The organism is Paraburkholderia sp. J94 (assembly GCF_905220285.1).
Lineage (GTDB): Bacteria > Pseudomonadota > Gammaproteobacteria > Burkholderiales > Burkholderiaceae > Paraburkholderia > Paraburkholderia tropica_A.
In genome coordinates this window covers 437,768-447,235 of sequence record NZ_CAJMZH010000008.1, presented here as the reverse complement: position 1 = coordinate 447,235, position 9,468 = coordinate 437,768, and the positions used below count along the sequence as shown (strand labels likewise).

Here is a 9,468-nt window from a genome sequence, read left to right as displayed (position 1 = left end):
TCCGGTGCTCGTCCATCTGATCCGTTCAGGCGAAGCCACCGGCGACGTTACGACGATGCTCGATCGTGCAGCCGAAGGCGAAGCACGCGAACTCGAACGACGCACGATGTTTCTGACGAGTTTGCTGGAGCCGCTATTGATTCTGGCAATGGGCGGCGTCGTGCTGGTGATCGTGCTCGCGGTGATGCTGCCGATCATCGAATTGAATAATCTGGTGCAGTGAAGTCGGCAGTGAAGTCGGCAGTGAAAAAAGGCGCGGCGACGCGCCTTCGAACCGCGTATCAGCGCACGTAGATGGTCGGGCCCGCAGCGTTGGCGGGCAGCGCGATTTCCGAGCGCACGCCATGGCGGTCGATGATGATCGAGCGCGCGCGCACTTCGGCGAGCTTCGAGTCCTGGCTGATCGGGCCGCCGAGCGAGACGGCCTTGGCCGGTTCGCCGCCGACGCTCAGGATGGCCGCCGCGCCTTGCGCAAGCGCGAGGATGCCGAACAGGTGAATGTCCTGCACGGCGCTGCGTTCGAGCTTGCCGCCGAACAGCGTGCCCGCCTGGTCGAGCGACACCGGCGCCTGGGCGGCGGCGGCCTGCACGGGCGCGGCGCGCGTGGTGGCGATTTCGAGCGTCCACCACGCAGCCGTGGCGCAAAAGGCCGCGAAGGCGGCGAGTGACAGGAGGCGGATTTGCAGTGGGTTCATGCGCACCATTGTACGGAGTATTGTGGGCGTTTTGATGGCACCGCGAGGGCCGTCCGCGCAACCTGAGGCGGGCCTCCACAACGCGGTGGACGAGCGGCGTGAAAGGCGCGGAAAGGGACTTCGGAAACGGGTCGCGAAGGCGTCATCGTGTGACATTACAATGACCCGTCACAGAGACGCGAACGCCTGGTTCGCGTGCAGGACGGAGTGCGGCGCGCAACGGTGCGCCGCAACGATTTTTAGCGAGGAGGGAAAGAAGTCATGTCCATGTGGGCCCAAAAACGGACGCAATTCGGCCGTGCACAAATCGAGGGGCGCCGCCAGCGCGGTTTCACGCTGATCGAAATCATGGTCGTGATCGCGATCCTCGGCATTCTGGCCGCGCTGATCGTGCCGAAGATCATGAGCCGTCCCGACGAAGCGCGCCGCGTCGCGGCGAAGCAGGACATCGGCACGGTGATGCAGGCGATGAAGCTCTATCGCCTCGACAACGGCCGCTATCCGACTCAGGACCAGGGCTTGCAGGCGCTGATCCAGAAGCCCACCACCGACCCGGTGCCGAACAACTGGAAGGACGGCGGTTATCTCGAGCGCCTGCCCAACGATCCGTGGGGCAATCCGTACCAGTATCTGAATCCGGGCGTGCACGGCGAAATCGACGTGTTCAGCTACGGCGCCGACGGCAAGCCGGGCGGCGAAGGCAACGACGCCGACGTCGGCTCCTGGCAGTAAGCGACGCCACGCCACGCGCGCCTGCTTGTCATGCAAGCGGCATGCGTGGCGCGCCGCCGCAGCAGCATTCGACGTATTCAACGTATTCAACGCATTCGACCATCCGAACCCAGCCTCATCCAGCCCGCTTTTTCCAGCCTCATGCGCTCTAGTTCTTCCCGCCGCTGTGTCCGCGCGCCGGTCCGTGCGTCGGACCGCGAGCCGTCACGCGCGCGCGCGGCGGGCTTCACGCTGCTGGAAATGCTCGTTGTGCTGATGATCGCGGGCTTGCTGGTCTCGCTCGCGTCGATCTCGCTCACGCGCAATCCGCGCACCGATCTCAACGAAGAGGCGCAGCGCGTCGCGCTGCTGCTCGAATCGGCGGGCGACGAGGCGCAGGTGCGCGCGCAGCCCATCGCGTGGCAGCCGCTCTCGGGCGGTTTTCGCTTCGACGTGCGCACCGAGGACGGCTGGCGTCCGCTGCGCGACGATCTGCTCGGCCCGCGCCATTGGGAAGGCGGCGTGACGGGCGTGGTGATCAACTATCCGGGCGCCGACGACTCGCAGGCGAGCCGCGTCGTGTTCGGCACCGAGGCCGTCGATCAGCCTGTGCAGATCACGCTGTTCTCCGCCGTGGGCCGCGCGACCATCGTCGGCACCGGCACCGGCCGCTTCGAGGTGCGTTGAGATGCGCCGCCCTGCCCGCTTCGGCCCTCGTTCAGGCCGTCCTGGCCGTCCTGAACGTTTCGCGCCGCGCGCCGCGCGCGGCTTCACGATGATCGAAGTGCTGGTCGCGCTCGCGATCGTGGCGATCGCGCTCGCGGCCTCGCTGCGCGCGGTCGGCAGCCTCGCGGCCAGCGAAGCCGATCTGCACGACCGCCTGCTGGCCGGCTGGAGCGCCGACAACGCGCTCGCGCAGCTCCATCTCTCGCATGTCTGGCCCGACATCGGCCAGCGCAGTTTCGACTGCTCGCAGGGCAATCTGGCGCTCATGTGCACGCAGCGCGTGGCGTCCACGCCCAATCCGGTATTTCGCCGCGTGGAGGTGTCGGTGACGACGCCGGGCCGCGCCGGCAATCTCGCGCAACTCGTCACGGTGATCGGCAATGAAACGAACCGGTCGCTGTGATCGCGCGCTGCGCCGCGCCGCCGGCTTCACGCTGATCGAACTGCTGGTCGCCATCGCGATCCTCGCGGTGGTCGCGATTCTCGCGTGGCGCGGGCTCGACCAGATCGTGCGCGGGCGCAACATCATCAGCCAGTCGATGGCCGAGGAGCGCGTGTTCGCGCTCACCTTCGACCAGATGCGCATCGACGCGCGCATGGCCGTCAGCGACGACGAAGCGGGCGGCCCAGCCGTCTCGGTCGAGGGCGGCGCGCTGCAGATCGTGCGCGCGTTCGCGGTGCCGCCGGGTGCGCCGCCGCGTCTGCAAGTGGTGCGCTATCGCGTGTCGGATGGCCGGGTGGTGCGCTACGCGTCGCCGCCGCTGGCGACCGTGGGCGCACTGCGGCGCGCGCAGCGCGGCGGCGAATCGGACGCCTGGAGCGCCCTGCCGATGATGCAGGGCGTGGGCTCGATCGACGCGCGCCTCTATGTGCCGAAGGTCGGCTGGACCTCGAACATGGGCGACGTGCGCGGCCAGCTGAACGCGAACAACAACAACGTGAAGGTGCCGCAGCTCGGCAACGCGCCGGTGCCGCGCGCGGTGACGGGCTTGCAGGTGAGCATCGGCGCGCGCTCGCTCGCGCGGCCCGTGACGCGCGTTTTCGTGATCGGAGAATGAACGTGCGCCGCCTTCGTTCTCGCCTTCGTGCTACTTCGTATCGTTCTTCGCGCATTGCTTCGCCCGCGCCGCGGCTGCGCCGCAGGCAACGCGGCGCGGCGATCATCAGCGCGCTGCTCGTGGTGGCGCTTTCGGCGATCCTCGTGTCGGGCATGCTGTGGCGCCAGCAGGTGCAGCTGCGGCGCATCGAAAACCAGCGGCTGCTCGCGCAGGCGCAGTGGATCTCGCGCGGCGCGCTCGACTGGACGCGCCTCGTGCTGCGCTCCGAAGCCGATACCTCGGCGGGCGTGACCTATCTGGGCGGCGCGTGGGGCATGCCGGTCGCGAAGACGCGGCTGTCCGATTTCCTCGGCCAGATCGGCGACGTGCGCGCGGAGCAAGGCCAGGACACGTGGGTGTCCGGCTCCATCGAAGACGCGCAGGCGCGCTTCAATCTGCGCAACCTCGTGTCGACGCCCGCGCCGGGCGCGCTGCAACTCAATCTCACGCAGATCCAGGTGTTCGCGCGCCTGCTGCAACTGCTCGGCATCGACGGGCAACTGGCCAAGAACGCCGCCGTCTTTCTGCGCTCGGGCCTCAACTATTCGGTCACGCGCTTCCAGACCGGCTCGACGCCGGGCAGCACCACATCGAGCACGCAGCAAGTGGGCGGCGGCAGCGGCGGCACGAATTTCAGCAGCAATCCCGGCCTCTCCGATTCCGACGGCAACAGCGGCAGCGCGCCCATCCTGATGACGAGCGTCGACGCGCTGCAGGACGTGCCCGGCTTCACGCCCGACATCGTCGCGCGGCTGCGCCCGTTCGTGACGATCCTGCCGACCACCACGCCCGTGAACATGAATACCGCGCCCGCCGAAGTCGTGGCCGCGACCGTTCAGGGCATGAGCCTGTCGAGCGCGCAGGCCTTCGTGGCGCGCCGTCAGACCGTGTTTTTCCGCAATCTCAGCGACGTGCAGCTTGCGCTGGAGGGCTCCGGTGTCCCGCAAACGGGCATCGACACCTCGCTCTGCGACGTCAATTCGAGCTATTTTCTGATCCACGGGCGCGTGCAGCACGAGCGCGCCGTGGTGGACCGGACCACGCTCGTCTGGCGCGATACGCTGACCCATACGACGCGCATCGTGCGCGTGCGTGACGAACCATGAAACCGTACCAGTCCAACATCGAAAAGAGGTGCGTTTGAGCACGCTGATCGTCCTGATGCCGCCCCGCGATCCGGCGGTTCACTCGCAGGAATGGCAGTTGCCGGAACTGCCGTTCCTGCTGCTCGACAAGGCGGGCAACACGCAGCGTGCGGGCCGCTCGGCGCTCGGCTTGTTGCCGAAAGCGCCGGCGACCGTGCTGCTGATCGCCGCGCGCGACCTGCTGACCGTGTCCGCGACCGTGCCGCCGCTCAAGGGGCCGCGGCTGCGCCAGGCGCTGCCGAACGTCGTCGAGGATCATCTGATCCAGGATCCGCAGACCTGCCATCTGGCGCTCGATCCCGCGCGCCAGCCCGACGGCCGGCAGACCGTGGCCGCGATCGATCGCGGCTGGTTCCGCTTTCTCGTCGAGGGCTTCACGGGCGCGGGGCATCGCAACGTGCGCGCGGTGCCGGTGGCGCGCTGCCTGCCCGCCGCGCAGAGCGTCGTGGCGGAAGCCGCAACGGCCGACGCCGAAGCCTCTGGAGCCGCTGAAAGCGCCAGGGACGGCGCGCCCACAAGCGCCGCCGCCTCCGCTGCCGCTGGCGTCGCGCCCGCAATCACGCCGGTGACGGCCTGCGTGTTTGGCCCGGTGATGTCGACGGCGCCCACGCTGCTGCCCGATGTGGCGCTGCCGGCGTCCGCCTCCCTCGGCGCGAGCGGACTGCTCGAACTCGCGATCGTGCGCGGCGCGGCGGCAGAAGGCTTCGCGGTGCCGGCGGCGAGCGTCGCGGCCACCGTGGCGGCGCTGGCCGGCGACGCGCCCGTCACGCGCTACGTGCTGACCGGCTTGCCGGGCGAGCCCGCGAGCGCGGCCAGCAAGGCCGCCGCGCTGGCCGCCTTCCCCGGCGCGCAGCCGCTGGCCTTCGAGACGCTCGCCAAACGCGCGCTCGCCAGCAAGTTCGACTTGTGCCAGTTCGAGTTCGCCGCGCAGCCGTGGCGTCTCGACCGCGCGACGCTGCGCCGTCTGCGCGTGCCGATCGCGCTGGTGGTGGCGTCGCTGGTGGTGGCGATCGTCGGCGCCAATGTGCAGTGGCTGATGCTCTCGCGCCAGCAGGACGCCATGAGCGCGCAGATGACCGAACTGCTGCTCAACGCGTTTCCCAAGACGACTGTGGTGCTCGACCCGGCGGGCCAGATGGCGCGCCAGCTCTCGCAGCTGCGCGTGGCGGCGGGCGAACCGTCGCCCGACGATTTCCTCGCGCTCGCCGACGGCCTCGCGCGCTCGCTCGGTCCCGTGCCGGTGAACGCGATCGCGGCGCTCGACTATCACGACCGGCGTCTCGACGTGACCTTCAAACCCGGCGTGAACATCGACGCGGATCTCAACAAACGCCTCGCGCGCAACGGCCTCGCGGGCACGCAGGACAGCAGCAGCGGCAAGTGGACCATCAGGAGCGCATCGTGAAGACATCGGCGGGAAGCGGCGCTTTGGCCGAACTGTGGCAGGAGCAGTGGGGCAATTTCTGGGACGCGCGCACGGCGCGCGAAAAGACGCTGCTGACCTGGGGCGGCGCGCTGCTGGCCCTGGCGATCGGCTATTCGGTGCTGTGGGCGCCCGCCGCCGACGGCCGCGCCAAGCTGCGCCAGAACCTGCCTGCGATGCAGCGCCAGCTTGCGCAGATGACCGCGCAGGCCGACGAGGCGCGCTCGCTCGCGGGCGCGGCGGCGAGCGTCGCGCCGGGCGGCCAGGCGCTCAAGGATGCGCTGACCGCTTCGCTGGCCGATCACGGCATGCCGGGCGCGCAGGTGCAGCTGATCGGCAGCTCGGTGCAGGTGCAGTTGAAGAATGCGTCGTTCCCCGCGTGGTCGGCCTGGCTCGACGACGTGCGCAAGCAGTTCAAGGTGCAGGTGGTCGAGGCGCACATCACGGCGCTCAAGACCGACGGCCAGGTCGATCTGACCGCGTCGCTGCAAAGCGCGAACGCCCACTGAGCACGGCCGGGAGAAACGCTTCATGTCTTACTGGATGCGGCGCGTGCGCGCCGCGCTGCCCTGGCTGTTCGTCGCGATCGTCTCGGTGGCCGTCGTCCTGCTCGTGCGCCTGCCCGCCGCGTGGATCGCGCCGCAGTTCGCGCGCGCCACGCAGGGTCATGTCAATCTCGTCGATCCGCAGGGCTCGCTGTGGCGCGGTTCGGCCACGCTGATGCTCGCGGCGGGCCACGACACGCAGGGCGCGACGCTGCTGCCGGGCCGCATCGAATGGCGCGCCTCGTTCTGGGCGCTGCTCACGGGCCGCGTGCGCCTGCAGATGCGTCAGACGGAGGCGATGCCCGATCCCGTCGACGTGGAAGCGACGCTGCGCGGCGCGAACGTCACGGCGGGCGCGATCGCGGTGCCGGCCTCGCTGCTCGCGGGGCTCGGCGCGCCGTTCAACACGCTCGATCTGGACGGCAACGTGCGGCTCGCGTGGACGCCCTGGCGCGTGTTCGGCACCGATGCGTTCGGGCGGCTCACGGTCACGCTCGGCGACATGAGCTCGCGCGTCTCGCTGGTCAAGCCGCTCGGGTCGTATGAGGCGGTGTTGCAGGCGCAAGGCGCGTCGTCGACACTCGATCTGAAGACGCAGAAAGGGCCGCTGCTGCTCGACGGCCACGGCACCTTCTCGCGCAATTCGTCGATGTTCAACGGCACCGCGAGCGCGACGCCCGAGCAGCGCGAGAATCTCGCCGGACTGCTCAATCTGCTGGGACGGCCGGTTGGGCCCGGCACGGTGGCGCTGAACTTCATGCGCTGATCGGCGCGCGCGAATTTCACGCGGACGCATCGCGTAAACGAAAAACGGCGGCTCAGGCCGCCGTATTTCGTTGCAGTGCGTGTGATGGCGTTACTGCGCCCGCGCGCCCGGAGCGCCCTGCGTGGCCGCTTCCGTCGCGGTTGGCTGCGTCGAGGCCGAACCCGGCGCCTTGACCTGATCCGCCGCCGCGCCCGATGCCGCCACCGGCGCAGGCGCGCTCACGCTGCCGGTCTCGCGGTCCATCTGCGAGGCGTCCCAGCCGCCGCCGAGCGCCTTCACGAGCCCCACCGACGACACCATGCGCTGCCCCGCGAGACTCGCGAGCTTCTGCTGCGCGGTGAACGCCGTGCTCTGTGCGGTCAGCACGTTGACGTAATCGACCGTGCCCGCCTTGTATTCGTTCGTGACGATGGCAAGCGCGTGCAGCGCCGAGTCCACCGCCTGCTGCTGCACGACGATTTCCTGCGCGAGGATGCGCTGCGACGCGAGGTTGTCCTCGACGTCCTGGAACGCGGCCAGCACGGTCTGCCGATAGGTGGCGACCTGCTGGTCGTAGGCCGCGCGCGCCGCTTCGGTCTGCGCGCGGCGCAGACCCGCGTCGAACACCGTGGCCGCAAGCGACGGCCCGAGCGTCCAGAAGCGCGACGGCATCTGCAGCAACTGCGAAAACACCGAGCTTTCGAAGCCGCCGCTCGCCGAGAGCGTGAGCGTCGGGAAAAACGCCGCGATCGCCACGCCGATCTGCTCGTTGGCCGACGCTGCCTTGCGTTCCGCCGAGGCGATGTCGGGACGCCGCTCCAGCAGCGCCGACGGCATCGTGACCGGCACGACGGGCGGGGTGGCCGCGAGCGGCGACACCGGAATCGAGAACGACGAGGCCGGCTGGCCGACCAGCACGGCGATCGCGTGCTCGTCCTGCGCGCGCGCCACGCCGTTGTCGATGGCCGAGGCTTGCGCGGATTGCAGCTGCGTCTGTGCCTGGATCACGTCGGCGCGGCCCGCCACGCCTTGCGCGTACTGGTTCTGCGTGAGTTTCAGCGACTTCTCATAGGCCGCGACGGTGTCGTCGAGCAGCTTTTGCTGGGCGTCGAGCGCGCGCAGCGTGAAGTACGTCTGCGCGAGCGTGGCTTGCGCGGACAGGCGCGCGTTCGCGAGATCGGCGGCCGCGCCCTGCTGGCTCGCTTCCTCCGAGCTGACCGTGCGGCTCACCTTGCCCCAGAGGTCGGGTTCCCAGGTGGCGTCGAGGCCCAGATTGACGTTATTGGAGATCGTGCCGCTCGAGTTCGAGACGCGCGTGGGCGTGCGCGAGCGTGTGCCCGCGAACGACGCGCTCACGACCGGGAAGTACGCGGCGCGCGCCTCGCCGACCAGCGCGCGCGCCTGGCGGTAAGCCGCGGCGTACTGCGCGACGGTCTGGTTGTTCGCGTTGAGCTGGTCCATCAGGCCGTTGAGCTGCGCGTCGTCGTAGATCAGCCACCACGGGCCACGGTCGGCGGCGTCGGCGGGCTGTGCGACCTTCCAGCCTTCGGGCGCTTCCTTGTAGGCCGCGGGCACGGCGCTGTCCGGGCGGTGATAGTCAGGCCCGACCGCGCAGCCGCCCAGGGCGAACGCGAGCGCCGAGGCCGCGCCCAGCAGCGCGAGCTTCGGTGCGCGGCGCGCGCCGGCAGACGGGACGTGCTGGGCGTCGCGAGCGGCGAACGCGCCATCAGCGGCATGAGAGGCGTGACGATCGTGACGGCGGGACATGCAAGGAATTCCTGTCGATGCGGCTGGCGAACAAGCGAACAAAAGCGAACGCGCCGTGCGCGGCGATGAACGGTGTAATCGGTAAGGCGACGTGACCGGCGCGCGGCGGATCTGGCCGAAGGCGCGCGGACACGGATTGCGCGGCGTTCGCGCGGAGCGGCAATGGTAGCGCACGCGCCGCGCGTCGCGCGCAATCTGTAAGGTTAAGCCGGGAACAGGGACGGATGTGTTACGGCGTGTGAGGTGCAGATTACGCGTCGTTACGGCAGCCCGCCGCGCAAAGCAGACGGACGGCCGCCGAAGCCGGCGGGTTGGCTTCGTTTTTCGTATTGGCCGTGCTTGCGCCACTCGCTGCGCTTGCCGCGCCCGTGCTCGCGGCATCGCCGCGCCGCGCGCGACGCCAGTCGGACCACAGCATCAGCACGACCGCCACCGAACCGCCGGGCAGGAGGAACATGCCCGCGTAGAGCGCGAGCTTGCGCCAACGCGCCGCCCCGCCTGCTTGCGCAAAGGCAAGCCTGGCAGTGCTATGAACCGAGCGGCCAATGCCGCCGAGCGCGTGTTTGAGGTAAAGCATGGCGCGAGCTACGTCGTCGAAAAAGGGAATCTGTGGA

12 protein-coding genes are annotated in these 9,468 nt (G+C 69.5%); 9 read left to right on the top strand and 3 right to left on the bottom strand.

Annotation, left to right across the window (positions count from 1 at the left end; genetic code table 11):
* Positions 1 to 223 (top strand): type II secretion system F family protein (locus tag U4Y88_RS19975; protein WP_321785830.1); only part of this gene is annotated, 223 nt, incomplete at its 5' end.
* 58 nt (positions 224 to 281) lie between these two features.
* Here the strand turns inward: U4Y88_RS19975 and U4Y88_RS19970 are convergent.
* The gene (locus U4Y88_RS19970; protein ID WP_224006747.1) at positions 282 to 695 is read right to left on the bottom strand and encodes a general secretion pathway protein GspC; all 414 of its coding nucleotides are present in this window, start codon (positions 693 to 695) and stop codon (positions 282 to 284) included.
* A 267-nt stretch (positions 696 to 962) separates the two neighbouring features.
* On the opposite strand from U4Y88_RS19970, the gene gspG reads away from it, so the two are divergent.
* The 8 genes from gspG (at position 963) to U4Y88_RS19930 (ending at position 7,108) form a co-directional block, all read left to right on the top strand.
* Entirely contained in the window at positions 963 to 1,427 is a 465-nt protein-coding gene (gene gspG / locus U4Y88_RS19965) for a type II secretion system major pseudopilin GspG (RefSeq protein WP_224006783.1), read from the top strand.
* A 141-nt stretch (positions 1,428 to 1,568) separates the two neighbouring features.
* Positions 1,569 to 2,093: a GspH/FimT family pseudopilin gene (locus U4Y88_RS19960; RefSeq protein ID WP_321785828.1), complete on the top strand. Its 525-nt coding sequence runs from the start codon at positions 1,569 to 1,571 to the stop codon at positions 2,091 to 2,093.
* 1 nt (position 2,094) lies between these two features.
* On the top strand, positions 2,095 to 2,535 hold the full coding sequence (gene gspI / locus U4Y88_RS19955) for a type II secretion system minor pseudopilin GspI (RefSeq protein ID WP_415774468.1): 441 nt from the start codon (positions 2,095 to 2,097) through the stop codon (positions 2,533 to 2,535).
* Positions 2,513 to 3,190 carry a type II secretion system protein J gene (locus tag U4Y88_RS19950; RefSeq protein WP_321785826.1) on the top strand — a complete coding sequence of 226 codons (678 nt, stop codon included), beginning with the start codon at positions 2,513 to 2,515 and terminating at the stop codon, positions 3,188 to 3,190. Before gspI ends, U4Y88_RS19950 begins: the two co-directional genes overlap by 23 nt.
* Complete coding sequence (gene gspK, locus U4Y88_RS19945; RefSeq protein WP_321785824.1) at positions 3,187 to 4,335, top strand: type II secretion system minor pseudopilin GspK; 1,149 nt, start codon at positions 3,187 to 3,189, stop codon at positions 4,333 to 4,335. The genes U4Y88_RS19950 and gspK overlap by 4 nt, the downstream gene beginning before the upstream one ends.
* A gap of 34 nt (positions 4,336 to 4,369) precedes the next feature.
* The gene (gene gspL / locus U4Y88_RS19940) at positions 4,370 to 5,779 is read left to right on the top strand and encodes a type II secretion system protein GspL (protein WP_321785822.1); all 1,410 of its coding nucleotides are present in this window, start codon (positions 4,370 to 4,372) and stop codon (positions 5,777 to 5,779) included.
* Between the two features lie 23 nt (positions 5,780 to 5,802).
* The gene (locus U4Y88_RS19935; protein WP_224018405.1) at positions 5,803 to 6,306 is read left to right on the top strand and encodes a type II secretion system protein M; all 504 of its coding nucleotides are present in this window, start codon (positions 5,803 to 5,805) and stop codon (positions 6,304 to 6,306) included.
* A gap of 22 nt (positions 6,307 to 6,328) precedes the next feature.
* Positions 6,329 to 7,108: a type II secretion system protein N gene (locus U4Y88_RS19930; protein ID WP_224018363.1), complete on the top strand. Its 780-nt coding sequence runs from the start codon at positions 6,329 to 6,331 to the stop codon at positions 7,106 to 7,108.
* Positions 7,109 to 7,198: 90 nt separating this feature from the next.
* Here U4Y88_RS19930 and U4Y88_RS19925 read toward each other — a convergent pair whose 3' ends face one another.
* Together U4Y88_RS19925 and U4Y88_RS19920 are read right to left on the bottom strand one after the other, a co-directional pair.
* Positions 7,199 to 8,854 carry an efflux transporter outer membrane subunit gene (locus U4Y88_RS19925; RefSeq protein WP_321785820.1) on the bottom strand — a complete coding sequence of 552 codons (1,656 nt, stop codon included), beginning with the start codon at positions 8,852 to 8,854 and terminating at the stop codon, positions 7,199 to 7,201.
* A gap of 250 nt (positions 8,855 to 9,104) precedes the next feature.
* Positions 9,105 to 9,431: a hypothetical protein gene (locus tag U4Y88_RS19920; RefSeq protein WP_321785818.1), complete on the bottom strand. Its 327-nt coding sequence runs from the start codon at positions 9,429 to 9,431 to the stop codon at positions 9,105 to 9,107.
* Between the last annotated feature and the right edge of the window lie 37 nt (positions 9,432 to 9,468).